The sequence below is a fragment of the Curtobacterium sp. APC 4022 genome, assembly GCF_030407555.1.
In the GTDB taxonomy this organism is placed as follows: Bacteria; Actinomycetota; Actinomycetes; order Actinomycetales; family Microbacteriaceae; genus Curtobacterium.
The window spans coordinates 1-15,662 of sequence record NZ_JASDDD010000070.1 but is presented as its reverse complement, the minus strand read 5'-3'; the positions used below and the strand labels follow the sequence as shown (position 1 = coordinate 15,662).

Annotated in this window: 15 protein-coding genes; 3 read left to right on the top strand and 12 right to left on the bottom strand. The window is 70.9% G+C overall.

Annotation, left to right across the window (positions count from 1 at the left end):
- Window positions 1-3: 3 nt before the first annotated feature.
- The 5 genes from ruvX to QL987_RS15640 all read right to left on the bottom strand — a co-directional run bounded on the left by ruvX (window position 4) and on the right by QL987_RS15640 (window position 5,735).
- Window positions 4-447 carry a Holliday junction resolvase RuvX gene (gene ruvX / locus QL987_RS15660; RefSeq protein WP_181439134.1) on the bottom strand — a complete coding sequence of 148 codons (444 nt, stop codon included), beginning with the start codon at window positions 445-447 and terminating at the stop codon, window positions 4-6.
- An 8-nt stretch (window positions 448-455) separates the two neighbouring features.
- Window positions 456-3,113, bottom strand: coding sequence for an alanine--tRNA ligase (gene alaS, locus QL987_RS15655; protein WP_290158542.1), 2,658 nt, complete (start codon window positions 3,111-3,113; stop codon window positions 456-458).
- Between the two features lie 47 nt (window positions 3,114-3,160).
- Complete coding sequence (locus tag QL987_RS15650; protein WP_221850300.1) at window positions 3,161-3,355, bottom strand: hypothetical protein; 195 nt, start codon at window positions 3,353-3,355, stop codon at window positions 3,161-3,163.
- A gap of 114 nt (window positions 3,356-3,469) precedes the next feature.
- Window positions 3,470-4,099, bottom strand: a complete 630-nt coding sequence (gene rpsD, locus QL987_RS15645) for a 30S ribosomal protein S4 (RefSeq protein ID WP_110902175.1) — start codon at window positions 4,097-4,099, stop codon at window positions 3,470-3,472.
- A gap of 274 nt (window positions 4,100-4,373) precedes the next feature.
- Window positions 4,374-5,735 (bottom strand): replication-associated recombination protein A, encoded by a 1,362-nt coding sequence (locus QL987_RS15640; protein WP_290158544.1) that lies wholly within the window; start codon window positions 5,733-5,735, stop codon window positions 4,374-4,376.
- 138 nt (window positions 5,736-5,873) lie between these two features.
- On the opposite strand from QL987_RS15640, the gene QL987_RS15635 reads away from it, so the two are divergent.
- Both QL987_RS15635 and QL987_RS15630 read left to right on the top strand, forming a co-directional pair.
- Window positions 5,874-6,677, top strand: a complete 804-nt coding sequence (locus QL987_RS15635; protein ID WP_290158540.1) for a peptidylprolyl isomerase — start codon at window positions 5,874-5,876, stop codon at window positions 6,675-6,677.
- Window positions 6,678-6,790: 113 nt separating this feature from the next.
- Window positions 6,791-8,023, top strand: a complete 1,233-nt coding sequence (locus QL987_RS15630) for a DUF349 domain-containing protein (protein ID WP_111073591.1) — start codon at window positions 6,791-6,793, stop codon at window positions 8,021-8,023.
- 79 nt (window positions 8,024-8,102) lie between these two features.
- On the opposite strand, the gene QL987_RS15625 is transcribed toward QL987_RS15630, so the two are convergent.
- The 5 genes from QL987_RS15625 to QL987_RS15605 all read right to left on the bottom strand — a co-directional run bounded on the left by QL987_RS15625 (window position 8,103) and on the right by QL987_RS15605 (window position 11,475).
- A complete protein-coding gene (locus QL987_RS15625) occupies window positions 8,103-9,065 on the bottom strand; it encodes a bifunctional riboflavin kinase/FAD synthetase (protein WP_221850303.1) in 963 nt (320 codons plus the stop codon).
- A 17-nt stretch (window positions 9,066-9,082) separates the two neighbouring features.
- Window positions 9,083-9,547, bottom strand: a complete 465-nt coding sequence (locus QL987_RS15620) for a hypothetical protein (protein WP_221850304.1) — start codon at window positions 9,545-9,547, stop codon at window positions 9,083-9,085.
- A gap of 139 nt (window positions 9,548-9,686) precedes the next feature.
- Window positions 9,687-10,052: a hypothetical protein gene (locus tag QL987_RS15615; RefSeq protein WP_221850305.1), complete on the bottom strand. Its 366-nt coding sequence runs from the start codon at window positions 10,050-10,052 to the stop codon at window positions 9,687-9,689.
- Window positions 10,049-10,990 (bottom strand): tRNA pseudouridine(55) synthase TruB, encoded by a 942-nt coding sequence (truB, locus tag QL987_RS15610; protein ID WP_290158538.1) that lies wholly within the window; start codon window positions 10,988-10,990, stop codon window positions 10,049-10,051. Before truB ends, QL987_RS15615 begins: the two co-directional genes overlap by 4 nt.
- Before the next feature lie 38 nt (window positions 10,991-11,028).
- Complete coding sequence (locus QL987_RS15605; protein WP_221850307.1) at window positions 11,029-11,475, bottom strand: hypothetical protein; 447 nt, start codon at window positions 11,473-11,475, stop codon at window positions 11,029-11,031.
- A gap of 53 nt (window positions 11,476-11,528) precedes the next feature.
- On the opposite strand from QL987_RS15605, the gene QL987_RS15600 reads away from it, so the two are divergent.
- Window positions 11,529-12,428 (top strand): A/G-specific adenine glycosylase, encoded by a 900-nt coding sequence (locus QL987_RS15600; protein ID WP_290158536.1) that lies wholly within the window; start codon window positions 11,529-11,531, stop codon window positions 12,426-12,428.
- Between the two features lie 99 nt (window positions 12,429-12,527).
- Here QL987_RS15600 and rbfA read toward each other — a convergent pair whose 3' ends face one another.
- A complete protein-coding gene (gene rbfA / locus QL987_RS15595; protein WP_290158534.1) occupies window positions 12,528-13,010 on the bottom strand; it encodes a 30S ribosome-binding factor RbfA in 483 nt (160 codons plus the stop codon).
- Window positions 13,011-13,087: 77 nt separating this feature from the next.
- Window positions 13,088-15,662, bottom strand: a 2,575-nt coding sequence (infB, locus tag QL987_RS15590; protein ID WP_290158532.1) for a translation initiation factor IF-2, incomplete at its 5' end; no start/stop codon positions are given.

Genomic DNA, 15,662 nt, shown 5'->3' with positions numbered 1-15,662 from the left:
CTGTCAGGGGAGTTCGGCCCCGGGTGGGGCGCCGGCTGCGCGCTCGTGGTCGAGCGCATGTTGCAGAATGATAACAGCGGCGGCCTGGTCGATCACGGCCCGGGACTTCTTGGTGTTCTTCCCCGCCTGGTGCAGCCCGCGCTGCGCGGTGACCGTCGACAGCCGTTCGTCGACGAGCCGGACCGGACGGTGCGCCGCGATCCGGGCGGCGAAGTCCCGCGCGTCCGTGGTCGACGCGGTGTCGCCGCCCGACATCGACAGCGGCAGTCCGACGACGACCTCGAGGACGTCGTACTCGTCCGCGATCGCCAGGATCCGGCGGACGTCGGCGGAGTCGTCGCGACGGACGGTCTCGACCGGGGTCGCGAGGAGTCCGTCTCGGTCACACACGGCGACCCCGATCCGGGCACGGCCGACGTCGATGCCGAGCCGGCGCCCGGAACGGATCGTCACCGTCAGGCCGCGATGCGGTCGGACACGGCGCGGAGGGCCGCCGGCAGCGCCGACGTGTCGGTGCCACCGCCCTGCGCGAGGTCCGGCTTGCCACCGCCACCGCCGCCGAGGACACCGGCTGCCTCCTTGGCGAGCGGACCCGCCTGGACGCCGGCGGCGCGGGCTGCGTCGTTCGTCGCGACGATCACGACCGGCTTGCCGCCGACGACGGCACCGAGCACGACCACGGCCGCGTCCGAGCCGAGCTGGCCACGGACGCCGGTGGCGAGGGCGCGCAGGTCGTCGCCCGAGGAGAGCCCGTCGACGACCTGGGCGACCAGCGCGACGGCACCGACACGCTCGGCGGTCCGGGCGATCGCCGGCACGCGCTGCTGCAGGTTCGCCGACTCGAACTCGGCGATCCGCTTCTGGGCCGTCTTCAGGTCCTCGAGCAGCGACTGCACACGGCCCGGGAGGTCGTCACGCGGTGCCTTGAGCGCGCTCGAGAGCTGCGACACGATGGTCCGCTCGACCGCGAGCTCGCGGAAGCCCTCGAGCCCGACGAGGGCCTCGACGCGTCGGTTGGTCGACCCGACGCTGGACTCGCCCACCAGGTTGACGAGGCCGACCTGGGCGCTGGAGGCCACGTGGATGCCACCGCAGAGCTCACGGGACCACGGGCCGCCGATGTCGACCATGCGGACCTCGGAGCCGTACTTCTCGCCGAACAGCGCCTGGGCACCGAGCGCCTTGGCGTCGTCGATCGGCAGGATGCGGGTCGAGACCTCGAGGTCGGAGCGGATCGCGGTGTTCACGACCTCCTCGATCTCGGTGCGGGTCTCGAGCGACACCGGCTGGCTCCAGGAGAAGTCCAGGCGCATGTAGCCGGCCTTGTTGTACGAGCCGGCCTGCAGTGCCTCCGGGCCGAGGACGTCACGGAGCGCCGCGTTCACCAGGTGCGTGGCCGAGTGAGCCTGGGTCGCACCGCGGCGGTACTCGGCGTCCACCAGGGTGGTAGCCGGGTCACCGACGCCGACCTCGCCCGAACGGACCTGGACGGTGTGGCTCCAGAGGCCGGAGACCGGGCGCTGCACGTCGAGCACCTCGAGGTCGAAGCCGTTGCCGACGATCGAGCCCTGGTCGGCGTCCTGGCCACCGGACTCGGCGTACAGCGACGTCTCGCTGAGGATGACCTCGGCGATGTCGCCCGCGACCGCGCGGTCCACGCTCCGGCCGTCGACGATGAGACCGAGGATCCGGCTCTCGGCCTGCAGCCTGTCGTAGCCGAGGAAGACGGTCTCCCCCGCGGCACGGAACGCGCTGTAGACGCTGAGGTCGGCGAGGGCGGTCTTCTTGCTCTTGGCGTCGGCCTTGGCGCGCGAGCGCTGCTCCGACATGAGGGTCTCGAACGCGGAACGGTCGACGTGCACGCCGGCCTCTTCCGCCATCTCCATCGTCAGGTCGATCGGGAACCCGAAGGTGTCGTGCAGCAGGAACGCGGTGTCCCCGCCGATCGACGGTCGTCCGTCCTGCTTGGCGCGGTCGACGGCGACGTCCAGGATCGTCGTGCCCTGCGCGAGCGTGCGGAGGAAGGTCTCCTCTTCGGCGTAGGCGATGCGGGCGATCCGGTCGTACTGCTCACCGACCTCGGGGTAGGCGGCCTGCATGGCGTCACGCGACGCCGGGAACAGCCGGGGGAAGGTCGCGCCCTCGACCCCGAGCAGCCGCATCGCGCGCACCGTGCGGCGGAGCAGCCGGCGGAGGATGTAGCCGCGGCCCTCGTTCGACGGCGAGACGCCGTCGGTGATGAGCATGAGCGCCGAGCGGACGTGGTCGGCGATGACCCGCATCCGGACGTCGTCCTCGTGGTCGGCGCCGTAGCGTCGGCCGGACACCGCGGCGGCCTCGTCGAGGACCGGGCGCACCTGGTCGATCTCGTACATGTTGTCGACGCCCTGCTTGATGAAGGCGACGCGCTCGAGCCCCATGCCGGTGTCGATGTTCTTGTTCGGCAGCTCGCCGGTGATCTCGAAGTCGTACTTCGACCGCACGTCGGCGATCTGGTACTGCATGAAGACCAGGTTCCAGATCTCGACGTAGCGGTCGTCGTCGGTGGCCGGGCCACCGTCGATGCCGTACTCCGGGCCGCGGTCGAAGAAGATCTCCGAGCAGGGGCCGGCCGGACCGGGCTGCCCGGTCGACCAGTAGTTGGTGTCCTTGCCGAGGCGCTGGATCCGGTCGTCCGGCAGCGTCGAGTGCCGCTTCCAGAACTCGATCGCCTCGTCGTCCTCTTCGTAGACGGTGACCCACAGGTCGTCGGCCGAGAACCCGAGCCCACCGTCGGACTCCGGGTTCGTCAGGAACTCCCAGGCGTACTGGATCGCCTGCTCCTTGAAGTAGTCCCCGAACGAGAAGTTGCCGTTCATCTGGAAGAACGTGCCGTGCCGCGGGGTCTTGCCGACCTCTTCGATGTCGTTGGTGCGGATGCACTTCTGGACGCTCGTCGCGCGCGGGTACGGCGCCGGGATGAGCCCGGTCAGGTACGGGATGAACGGCACCATGCCGGCCACCGTGAACAGCAGCGACGGGTCGTCCGAGACGAGCGACGCGGACGGGACGACGGTGTGGCCGCGGTCACCGAAGAACTGGAGCCAACGACGGCGGATCTCTGCGGTCTGCATGGTGCTTCCTGTAGGGCGTGTGGCGGGGACGGGAGGCTCGGGGTGGGTCAGGTGGGCGTGTGGCCGTTCGGGCGCAGCTCGGCTTCACGCGAGCGGTACCCCTCGGCCACGGCGCCCGTGAAGGCCTTCGCCCGGGCGTCGACCTGGGCGAGGAGGTGTGCGGCGGACGGCGTCCGGCTGACGCGCTGTGCCGCGACGAACCCGATGACCACGCCGACGGCGACGAAGAACAGCTGCTTCACGATGCCTCCCTCTCGCGTGCGCCGGAGCGCACGTCGGACAAGCGTATCGCGGGGACGCAGAACGGCGGGCCGCCCTCCGAGGAGGACGACCCGCCGTTCACACAGGTGCTGGGATCAGCGTGCTGCGTAGTACTCGACGACGAGCTGCACTTCACAGGTCACGGGGACCTCGGCGCGCTTCGGACGACGCACCAGGCGGGCCTGGAGCTTGTCGATCTCGACCTCGAGGTAGCCCGGGACCTTCGGGAGGACTTCCTGGTGGCCACCGGCAGCGGCGACCTGGAAGGGCTCGAGCGACTCGGAGCGCTGCTTGACGTGGATCAGCTGGCCCTCCTTGACGCGGAAGGAGGGGCGGTCGACGAGCTTGCCGTCGACCAGGATGTGACGGTGCACGATCAGCTGGCGGGCCTGCGAGGTGGTGCGGGCGAAGCCGGCACGGAGCACGAGGGCGTCCAGACGCGTCTCGAGGGTCTCGACGAGGTTCTCACCGGTCAGACCGGCGGCCTTGCGGGACTCTTCGAAGACGATGCGGAGCTGCTTCTCGCGGATGCCGTACTGGGCGCGCAGACGCTGCTTCTCACGGAGACGGACGGCGTAGTCGCTGTCCTGACGACGGCGCGTACGGCCGTGCTCACCGGGCCCGTAGGGGCGCTTCTCGAGGTAACGGGCCGCCTTCGGCGTCAGCGGGATGCCGAGCGCGCGAGACAGGCGGGTCTTGCTGCGGGTGCGTGACTTGGTAGACACAGGGTCCTTTTCTCTGTACTGAACTGAAGTTGTCACGGGTCTCGGAGCGCGCACGCACCGACGGAACCCGTGACGGGATCCAGAGGGATGAGCCTGTGGGATCGGGCGGCTACAGCCCGAACCTCTGCCCCCGTGACGGTCAGGTCCGTTCAGGACGAGTCCGACACTGTGTCCTCGACGCAGCCGCACGCGAGGACCAGGACGTAGGCCCGTCAACGATAGCAGCATCCGGTCCCGCCGTGGGGACCAGACCGACCGCGCGTCGCGGGCCCGGTCAGTCGCCGCGGATGATCCCGCGCAGTCGGTCGAGCCGCGGCCCGATCTCGCGCTCGAAGCCGTTGGCGGTCGGCGTGTAGTACTCGGTGCCGTCCAGGGCGTCGGGCAGGTACTGCTGGGTCGCGACCCCGTGTTCGGCGTCGTGCGAGTAGACGTACCCCTTGCCGTGCCCGAGCCGTTTCGCCCCGGCGTAGTGCGCGTCCCGGAGGTGGTTCGGCACGACCCCCATCCGCCCGGCCTTGACGTCGGCCACGGCCTGGTTCACGCCGTTGTACGCCGCGTTCGACTTCGGCGCGGTCGCCAGGTAGACCACGGCCTCGGCGAGCGGGATCCGACCCTCGGGCATGCCGATGAGCTGGACGGCCTGCGCGGCGGCGACGGCGATCGGCAGCGCCTGCGGGTCCGCCATGCCGATGTCCTCGGACGCCGAGATGATGATCCGCCGGGCGATGAACCGGGGGTCCTCGCCGGCCTCGATCATCCGCGCCAGGTAGTGCAGCGCCGCGTCGACGTCGCTCCCCCGGACCGACTTGATGAACGCGCTGATGACGTCGTAGTGCTCGTCGCCCTGCCGGTCGTAGCGGAGCAGCGCCCGGTCGACTGCGGCGGCGACGGTGTCGGCGTCGACGACCGGGACCGTACCGGACTCGCGCTCGTCGTCGTCCTGCGCCGCCACGGCGGACGCGGCCGCGGCCTCCAGCGCCGTCAACGCACGTCGGGCGTCCCCGGACGCCAGGCGGATGATCGCGGCCCGTGCTTCGTCGCCGAGCACGACCGACCCCCGGAGGCCCCGGGCGTCCTCGACCGCGCGGTCGACGAGCATGCCGAGGTCGGCGTCCGTCAGGGGCTTGAGCGTGAGCAGCAGGGAGCGCGAGAGCAACGGCGAGATGACCGAGAAGGACGGGTTCTCGGTGGTCGCCGCGATGAGGATCACCCAGCCGTTCTCGACCCCGGGCAAGAGGGCGTCCTGCTGCGCCTTGCTGAAGCGGTGGATCTCGTCGAGGAACAGGACCGTCGTCGCGCCGTAGAGGTCCCGGTGCGTCAGGGCCTTCTCCATGACCTCGCGCACGTCCTTGACGCCGGCGGTGACCGCGGACAGCTCGACGAACTCACGGCCGGACTGCCGGGCGATCGCCTGCGCCAGGGTGGTCTTGCCGGTGCCGGGCGGCCCCCAGAGGATCACCGAGACGCCGCCGGGGCTCTCGCGCGAACCGGTCGCCAGCTGGACCAGCGGCGATCCCCGGCCGAGCAGGTGCTGCTGACCGGCGACCTCTTCGAGGCTGGTGGGACGCATCCGCACGGCGAGGGGCACGGACCCCTGCGACAGGCCGGTCCGGCCGCCCGTCGTGGGCGCGTTCATCCCAGACCGGTCAGTTGCCATGCCTCGATCGTACGGGCCGACACCGACTTCTCCGGCGTCCGGGCCGGCACCGCCGGGCCCGCGGTGGGTGAACCGGTACGCTCGTCGGACACCGCGACGAGAGGTCAGAAGAGCACCGTGGCACCGAAGAACCAGAGCCGTGAAGCCCGCGAGCGACTCCGTCTCTACCAGGCCAGGCAGGGCCTCCACGAGCGTCAGCGTCGACGTCGGGTCCGGGACAACGTCATCGGTGCCGGGGCGCTGGTGCTCGTCGCCGCACTCGCCACCGGCTCGCAGCTCGTGCACGCCTCGACGCAGGGCGCCGACAGTGCGTCGGCCAGCGCGACCTCGACCGCCGCCCCCACACCGTCGGCCAGCGCGACCGCCGGCAACACCGGGGACGTGCCGAGCAAGGGCATCGCGAAGGGCGCGACCTGGACCGGCACACTGACGTTGAACAAGGACATCCGACTGGGCATCGAGCTCGACGGCGCGAAGGCCCCGCAGGCCACCAGCGTCGAGATCGACCTGATCCGCAAGCAGTTCTACGAGGGCACGAAGTGCCACCGCCTGGCCGACAGCACCGGCTTCCACTTCCTGCAGTGCGGCTCGGCGAACGGCGACGGCACGGGTGACGCCGGCTTCCAGTACGGCCCGCTCGAGAACGTGCCGAGCGACGGCACCTACGCGAAGGGCACGATCGCCATCGCCCGCGGCGCGACCCCGTCGTCACAGACGACGCAGTTCTTCATCGTCACCGACGACACCACGCTCGACCCGTCCACCGGCGGCTACACCGTCGTCGGCAAGGTGACCAGCGGGCTGTCGAAACTGGTGTCGAAGGTGACGTCGAAGGGCATCGCCGACGCCGGCTCCGACGGCTCCGGCGAGCCGAAGGTGGCCACCGAGATCACCGGCGCGACCATCGCGCAGCAGAAGTAGTCCACAGCGAAAACGCACACGCCCGTCGCACGGCGCGGCGGTGCAATAGGCTGACGACCTGACCGTGCCGACGGTGACGTCGGTGATGCACGACCACGATCGAGGCGAGACCTGTGGCATCTGACGAAGCAACGACCTGGGGCCGGGTAGACGAGAACGGGACGGTCTACGTCCGGTACGAGGACTCCGAGCGGGTCGTGGGCGAGTACCCCGACGCCTCCGCTGAAGAGGCGCTGGCCTACTTCGCCCGCAAGTACGCCGACCTCGAAGGCCAGGTGAAGATCGCGGAGCAGCGCGTCAAGGGCGGCGCGTCCGCGAACGACGTCGCCCGGACCGTCGAGCACCTGCGCAGCCTGGTCGCCGAAGCCCGTGTCGTCGGCGACGTCAAGTCGCTCGAGGACCGCATCGGCGCCCTCACCGACCAGGTGGGCTCGCTCACGAAGGAGCAGGCCGCGCAGGCGCAGGCTGCCCTGACCGAGGCGCTCGCCTACCGCACCGCCCTGGTGGAAGAGGCCGAGGCACTCGCCGCGGTCGACCCCGCCCGCGCGCAGTGGAAGCAGGTGACCGCGCAGCTCGACGACGTGTTCGCCCGCTGGCAGCAGCACCAGCACGACGGCCCGCGCATCCCGAAGAACGACGCGAACGACCTCTGGAAGCGGTTCCGCACCGCCCGCTCGACGGTCGACCAGCACCGCCGCGCGTTCTACTCCGAGCTCGACTCGCAGCACCGTGACGCCCGTGCCCGCAAGCAGGAACTCGTGCAGCAGGCCGAGGCGCTCGCTCCCCGCGGGTCCGACGCCATCCCGGCCTACCGAGAGCTGCTGGACGACTGGAAGAACGCCGGTCGGGCAGGCAAGCGCCACGACGACGCGCTCTGGGCACGCTTCAAGGCCGCCGGTGACGTCCTCTTCGAGCAGCGCCACGCCGAGAACACGGCCGAGAACGAGGAGTACTCGGGCAACCTCGAGGCGAAGCTCGCGCTGCTGACCGAGGCCGAGCCGATCCTGCAGATCCAGGACCGGGTCGCCGCGCGCAAGGCCCTCACCGACGTCCAGCGCCGCTGGGACGAGATCGGCCGGGTCCCCCGCGCCGACGTCCGTCGCGTCGAGGACCGCATCCGTGCCGTCGAGGACCACGTGCGCAGCCTCGAGGACACCCACTGGAAGCAGTCCGACCCGGAGCGCAAGGCCCGTCAGACGGGTCTGGCCAGCCAGCTCGAGGACGCGATCGCCAAGCTGCAGTCCGAGCTCGCCGACGCGCAGGCGACCGGTGACGCCCGTAAGATCAAGGACGCGCAGGAAGCGCTCGACGCCCGCAAGATCTGGCTCGACGCCCTCGGCGGCTGATCCACGGCACCACACACGAACACCCCGCGACTGATCAGGTCGCGGGGCGTTCGTGTGTGTGCGTTCCGGTCGTCGGACGTCAGGTCGTGACGGGCATGCCGAGGAGCAGCCGGATGTCCAGGTCGTCCTGCCGCATCTGCGCCGCGAGTTCGTCCATCCCGCCGAAGGCCACCATGCCCCGGACGTAGGCCACGAACAGCACCGAGATCGTCTCGTCGTACAGGTCGATGTCGACGTCGAGCAGGTGCGCCTCGATCTGCTTCGCGGGGACGCCCTCGAAGGTCGGGTTGTTGCCGACCGAGACCGCGGCCGGGTAGGTCACGCCGTCGTGCAGCACCCGGGCCGCGTAGACGCCGTCGGCCGGGACGAAGCCCTCGCACGCCGGCGCGAGGTTCGCCGTCGGGTACCCCATCGCCCGGCCGCGCTGGTTGCCGTGCACCACGACGCTCCGCACGGCGTGCTCACGGCCCAGCAGACGAGCGGCTTCGGCCACCCGTCCGACGGACAGGAGCTCTCGGATCCACGTGGAGGACACACGTCGCTCCCCCGCGGGTCGGACGTCGTCGACCAGTTCCACGTCGTCGATGAGCTCGACCTGGAAACCGTGCCGTTCCCCGAGCTGCCGGAGCAGGGTGACGTCACCGGAACCGCGGGCCCCGAACCGGAAGTCGCTGCCGACGAAGACGAGCTCTGCGTGCAGGGCGTCGACGAGGATCTCGGACACGAACGCCTCGGCCGGCTTCGCCTGCAGCGCGGAGTCGAACCGGAGCAGCAGGGTGGTGTCCACACCGACCGCGTCGAGGAGCTCCCGGCGCTGTGCCGTGCTCGTCAGCGCCGGCGGCACCCGTCCGGGGTCGATGACGTTCAGCGGGTGCTGGTCGAACGTGACGACCGTCGAGACGAGCCCACGCGCCCGTGCGGCGTCCTCAAGGTGGGCGATGACGGCTCGGTGCCCGACGTGGACACCGTCGAACTTGCCGATCGTGACCGCGCTCGGCCCGAAGTCGTCGGGGACGTCGGCGACGTCGTCGTAGAAGTGCATGTGCGAGCCCTCCGTCGTCACGCTGCCGGGGCTCCGGACGCTGCGGTGCGGTGGTGCTTGCGGAGCCACCACAGTCCGGCGATCGGGAGCACGAGCGGGGCGAAGGCGTAGCCCAGGCCGTAGTAGGACCAGATCGTGTCGTCGGGGAACAGCTGCCGGTCGAGCAGCGAGAGCGTCCCGATCACGAGCACGCCCGTCATCTCGAAGACGATCGTCACGCAGGCGACCCGGTACCAGAACCGCCCGGGTGCGATGAGGGCGACCATGGCGACGATGTACACGACGGCGGCGATCGCGCTCAGGGTGTACGCGAACGGTGCGAACGAGAACTTCTCGGCGATCTGGACGATGCTGCGCCCGGTGGCGGCCAGGGCGAGGATGCCGTAGACCGCGATCAGGACCCGTCCGACACCGCTGGCCAGGGACGACGTCCGACGACTCCGAGCCGGCCGGTCGGTACCTGCGGAGGACTTGATCACCATTGCACCGATCCTACCGATCGTCGCAGGGTCCCGGGCACGGGGCGCGGGCGGCGGACGACCGCGCCGGACGCCCACAGCGGACGTGCCAGGGCCGCGACTGGACCGGGACCGGGACCGGGACCGGGACCGGACGGGACCGTCAGTTGAGCGCGAACCAGATCTGGTACATCCGGTAGACCATCACCGCGGCGGTGAACGCCCCGGCACCGAGCACGACCGTGCTCCAGCGGGTGCGGTCGACCAGTGCCCAGATGATGGTCGCCGGCGGGACCAGCACCACCGACACCGCGTAGACCCAGAACTCGAGCACGTTGCCCTGCGGTGGGTTGCCGACCGCCGGGGCGACGAGCGAGACCACCAGCTGCGCCAGGAGCAGCAGCTCGACGAGCGCGAGCGCCCCGACGGTGTAGTCGTCGGGCTTCCGACCGACGAGGCCGAGGACGACGGCGGCCAGTCCGATCACGCAGGCGATGCCGAACTGCACCCACATGAACCACTCGATCACGGCGTCGCTCCTGTCGCGGTCGGGAAGTTCGTGATGACCCGGAGCTGTCCGCGGCGGACGGCGACCAGGCCGACGAGTCGGTCGGCGCCGGTGGCGATCGCAGCGACCGGGCCGTCGGTGTCGGGGTGGTCGGCGGTGATGCGTTTGCCGTCCCCGAGGTCCTTGGCCTGCGGTCCGTCGAGCTGCACGACCGGGAAGAGCCGACGTGCCACGTCGGTGGGACGCGCGAGCGCTGCCCGGACGTCGACGGCGTCGTCCTCGAGGTCGACGGCGTCCTCCACCGAGAACGGGCCGACGACGGTGCGTCGGAGTGCAGTGAGGTGGGCGCCGGTACCGAGGGCCGCGCCGACGTCGCGTGCCAGCGCTCGGACGTAGGTGCCGGACGAGCAGGAGACGACGACGTCGAGGTCGATCACGGGCACGTCCGCGCCGTGCACCGAGACGACCCGGTCGACGCGGCCCTGCACCTCGAACCGGTCGACGGTGACACGACGGGCCTTGAGGGTGACCTCTTCACCCTTCCGGGCGAGGTCGTAGGCACGACGGCCGTCGACCTTGATGGCGCTGACCGTGGAGGGCACCTGGTCGATCGGACCGCGGAGCGTCGCGACGGCCGACTCGATCGCCGCGTCGCTGACGGAGTCCGACGGGGCTCCGAGCGCCGCGACGGGGTCACCGTCCGCGTCGTCCGAGTCCGTGCCGACACCGAGGCGGATGGTGGCCGTGTAGGTCTTGCCGAGGCCGACGAGGTGCGTCAGGAGCCGGGTCGAGGGGCCGACACCGAGGATGAGCAGGCCGGTCGCCATCGGGTCGAGCGTGCCGGCGTGGCCGATCTTCTTGAGGTCCAGACGGCGCCGGGCGATCGAGACCACGCGGTGGCTCGAGATGCCCTGCGGCTTGTCGACGAGGAGGATGCCGTCGGGCGGGGTCACGAGCACCGGACGAGACTAGCAGCGGGACGGACGTCGAGCGCCAGTCAGCAGGCGTCGTTCCACTCGCGCCGGGGGTGTTCCGGGTCGGTGACGTCGAGCACGGCGGACGCGGCGATCTTGACGTCGGCCCGTCGTCCGAGCCGGCCGGACTCCTGCTCCACCCACAGCGACCAGCGCCAGAGCGTGCGGGTGCTCGGGGCGAGGAGCCCCTGCCCGTGCACGACGAGTACGCCCTCGCCCGCGCCGGTCGTCCGGAACGGGGTCACCAGCTCGCTGCGCAGGGCATCGACGTCCGCGGACGGTGCTGCCGCGGCCATCGCCTGGACCCCGTGCTGCTCGAACCCGGCGACGAGTGCCGCCGCGACGTGCTCGAGGTCGGTGCCGTCCTGACCGTCGACGGCGATCACGGTGCGGTTCGTGCCGACCTGTGCCACCACCTCGCTCGCGATCGCGGCCATGGTGTCGATCTCCTGCGGTGCCCAGCGTGCCATGTCCACCACCGTAGGCTGTCGTGGTGAACGTGGGCAGAGCCTCCAGTCCGTCTGTGGACGACGCGACCATCCACAGGGCGGCGGCGATCTCGTCCCCCTTGCTGGCCTGGTACCGCCAGGAGGCCCGCGACCTGCCCTGGCGACGGCCCGGCTTCCCCGCCTGGGGCACGCTGGTCAGCGAGATCATGCTCCAGCAGACGCAGGTGGCGCGGGTCGTCCCCCGACTGGAGGCGTGGCTCACCCGGTGGCCGACGCCCGCGGACCTCGCGGCGTCACCCCCGGCGGACGCGGTGCGTGCCTGGGACCGGCTCGGCTACCCGAGACGCGCCCTGGCCCTGCACGCAGCCGCGACCGTCATCGCCGAACAGCACGACAACGTCGTGCCCCGGGACGTCGATGCGCTCCTGGCACTCCCCGGCATCGGCGACTACACGGCACGGGCCGTCGCGGTATTCGCGTACGGCGACCGGCACCCCGTCGTCGACGTCAACGTCCGCCGGGTCCTGGCGCGGGCGGTGCTCGGGCAGGGCGAACCCGGGCCCGCGAAGCCGAAGCAGGACCTGCCGCTGATGGACGCGACGCTGCCGGACGACCGTGACGACGCGGCCGCCACCAACGCAGCCGTGATGGAGCTCGGTGCCCTGGTGTGTGTCGCCCGCTCCCCCGCCTGCGACGCCTGCCCGATCGCGGACCGCTGCGCCTGGCGTGCTGCCGGGTACCCGGAGCACGACGGCCCACGCGCACCGAAGCAGTCGCGGTTCGCCGGCAGCGACCGGCAGGTGCGCGGGATGATCATGGTGGAACTGCGGGCGAGCGACGTCCCGGTGACCCGGGACGAGATCGCGATGGTGTGGCCGGACGCGGCACAGCGGGACCGCGCACTCGCGTCGCTGCTGCGGGACGGGCTCGCCGAGGGGGACGACGTCGAGGGGTACCGGCTGCCGCGCGGCTGAGCCCGGCCGGGTGCCATCTCGTCCGAGCAGGTGTCGCCGCGCACATGAGAGCGCCCGCCACCGGGTGGTGACGGGCGCTCTCGTGTGTCTCGACGGGTGTCAGGCGCGCGGCGCGTCGGAGGACGACGCGGGGCCGTCCTCGTCTGCTGCATCGTCCTCGTCGTCATCGTCGTGCTTGTACGGGTCGGCGTCGCCGGCGTAGGTGGCGCCGACGGCGACCTGCTTGACCTGCAGGTCGCGCATCTGGGCCTGCGCGAGCAGGTCCTCGAGGTGCGCCGACGTGTCCGGCAGGGCGTCGGCGATGAACTCGAGCGACGGGGTGAGCCGTGCCGTGATGTTCTTGCCGACCTCGGTGCGGAGCATGCCGGTCGCGGCCTTGAGCGCCGCCGCGGAGTCGGCGCGCTCCTCGTCCGAGCCGTACACGGTGTAGAAGATCGACGCGTGCTGCAGGTCCCCGGTCACCCGGACGTCGGTGATCGTCACGAAGCCGAGGCGCGGGTCGCGCAGGCCCTTGTCGAGCCGACGGGCGACGACTTCCTTGATGCGGTCGGCCATCTTGCGTGCGCGCTGCGGGTCAGCCATGGGTTCCTCCTTGCGGAACGGGGTGAGGCCCCGCCTCCTCCGGACGGAGGAGGCGGGGCCCAGGGTACTCAGTGCGATCAGTCGCGCGGCTTCTCGACGAGCTCGGTCGTCTCGATCTCGTCGCCGGGCTGGATGTCGTTGAACTTGCCGAGACCGATACCGGCCTCGTAGTCCGTGCGGACATCGGTGACGTCGTCCTTGAAGCGACGGAGCGACTCGATCGCCAGTCCGTCGGCCACGACCACGCCATCACGGATGACGCGCGCCTTGGCGTTGCGCGTGATCGTGCCGGACCGGACGATGACACCGGCGATGTTGCCGAACTTGGAGGAACGGAACACCTCGCGGATCTCCGCGACACCCGACTGGACCTCTTCGTACTCGGGCTTGAGCATGCCCTTGAGCGAGTTCTCGATGTCCTCGAGTGCGTTGTAGATGACCGAGTAGAAGCGGACGTCGATGCCTTCACGGGCAGCGCGTTCGCGGGCCTTGACGTCCGGACGGACGTTGAAGCCGACGACGATCGCGTTGTCGATCGTGGCGAGGTCGATGTCCGACTCCGTGATCGCACCCACACCGCGGTGCAGGATGCGCAGCTGGACGCTGTCGTCCACCTCGATGTCCAGGAGCGACTGCTCGAGTGCCTCGACGGCACCGGAGACGTCACCCTTGATGATGAGGTTGAGCGAGTCGACCTTGCCCTCTTCGAGCGCACGGGTGAAGTCCTCGAGCGAGATGCGCTTGCGGGCCTTGGCCAGCTGGGCATTGCGCTGCGCGGCTTCACGCTTCTCGGCGATCTGACGGGCGGTGCGGTCGTCCTCGGTGACGAGGAACGTGTCACCGGCGCGGGGCACCGACGACAGACCCTGCACCTGGACCGGACGGGCCGGCGTTGCGGCGTCGACCGCGGTGCCGTTCTCGTCCGCCATCGCACGGACACGGCCGTACGCCGTGCCGGCGACGATCGCGTCACCGACGTGCAGCGTGCCGGACTGGATGAGGACGGTGGCGACTGCACCACGGCCCTTGTCGAGCCGTGCTTCGATCGCGACGCCTCGGGCGTCCTTGTCGGGGTTCGCACGCAGGTCGAGACCGGCGTCCGCGGTCAGGATCACGGCGTCCAGGAGGTCCTGGATGCCGATGTTCTGACGAGCGGAGACGTCGACGAACATGACGTCGCCGCCGTACTCCTCGGCCACCAGGTTGTACTCGGTGAGCTGCTGACGGACCTTGGCCGGGTTCGCCCCGTCCTTGTCGATCTTGTTCACCGCGACCACGATCGGCACACCGGCCGACTGGGCGTGGTTCAGCGCCTCGATCGTCTGCGGCATGATGCCGTCGTCCGCCGCGACCACGAGGATCGCGATGTCCGTCACCTGGGCACCACGAGCACGCATGGCCGTGAAGGCCTCGTGACCCGGGGTGTCGATGAAGGTGATCGGGCGCTCGATGCCCTCGTGCTCGGTGACGATCTGGTACGCACCGATGTGCTGCGTGATGCCGCCGGCTTCGCCCTCGACGACCTTGGAGTTGCGGATCGCGTCGAGCAGTCGGGTCTTACCGTGGTCGACGTGACCCATGACGGTGACGACCGGGGGACGCTGCTGCAGGACGGAGTCGTCCTCGTCGGCGTACTCGGCGTCGATGTCGATGTCGAAGCCCTCGAGGAGCTCCTTGTCCTCGTCCTCGGGCGAGACGACCTGGATCTTGTAGCCCAGTTCCTCGCCGAGGACCTCGAAGGTCGCCTCGTCCAGGGACTCGGTCGCGGTCGCCATCTCACCGAGGTGGAACAGCACCGTCACCAGGTTGCCGGGGCTCGCGTCGATCTTGTCCGCGAAGTCCGAGATGCTCGCACCGCGACGGAGACGGATGACCGTGTTGCCGTCGCCACGAGGGACCTGCACACCGCCGAGCGACGGCGCCTGCCGCATCTCGTACTCGGCGCGCTTCGTCCGCTTCGACTTGCGGGCACGGCTCTTGCCGCCACCGCGACCGAACGCACCAGCGGTGCCACCACCGGGGCCACGGCCACGGCCGCCACCACCTGCGGGGCGCGGACCGGTGAACGCGGGACGGGCGAAGCCGCCACCTGCGCCGGCACCGGCACCACCGGGACGGTTGAAGCCGCCACCGGGGCCACCACGACCGCCGCCACCCTGGCCCGGGCGCTGCCCGAAGCCGTTGGGGCGGTTGTTCTGACCGGGACCACCGGGACGCGGAGCACCCGGGCGGGGCGCACCGGGACGCGGCGGCTGGGGACGCGGGATGCCGTTGCCGGCACCGGCGGCCGGGCGCTGGCCCATGCCCTGGTTGGAGGCGAACGGGTTGTTGCCCGGGCGCGGCGGACGTGCGCCCATGCCCTGGCTCGACGCGTACGGGTTGTTGCCGGGACGGGCACCGGGCTTCGGGCCACCGGGCTTCGGGGCCGAACCGGAACCGGACGGCTTGCTGCCACCGGGCTTGACGGCGTCGCTCGGACCGGAGTCCGTCTGGTCGCCGTCGGGCTGCTGTGCAGCTGCCTGCTCAGCGGCCTTCTGCTCGGCCGCGGCCTTGCGGGCGGCCTCTGCCTCGGCCTGACGCTGCGCGACGGACTTCGGGGCGGCCGGGGTCGGGGCACCGTCGACGGCCGGAGCCGCTGCGGGTGCTTCCTCG

Coding starts and splice junctions, on each gene's coding strand:
- alaS (WP_290158542.1), bottom strand. CDS start 3,113: ATGCAGACCGCAGAGATCCGCCGTCGTTGGCTCCAGTTCTTCGGTGAC.
- QL987_RS15640 (WP_290158544.1), bottom strand. CDS start 5,735: ATGAACGCGCCCACGACGGGCGGCCGGACCGGCCTGTCGCAGGGGTCC.
- QL987_RS15625 (WP_221850303.1), bottom strand. CDS start 9,065: ATGCACTTCTACGACGACGTCGCCGACGTCCCCGACGACTTCGGGCCG.
- QL987_RS15620 (WP_221850304.1), bottom strand. CDS start 9,547: ATGGTGATCAAGTCCTCCGCAGGTACCGACCGGCCGGCTCGGAGTCGT.
- QL987_RS15605 (WP_221850307.1), bottom strand. CDS start 11,475: ATGGCACGCTGGGCACCGCAGGAGATCGACACCATGGCCGCGATCGCG.
- rbfA (WP_290158534.1), bottom strand. CDS start 13,010: ATGGCTGACCCGCAGCGCGCACGCAAGATGGCCGACCGCATCAAGGAA.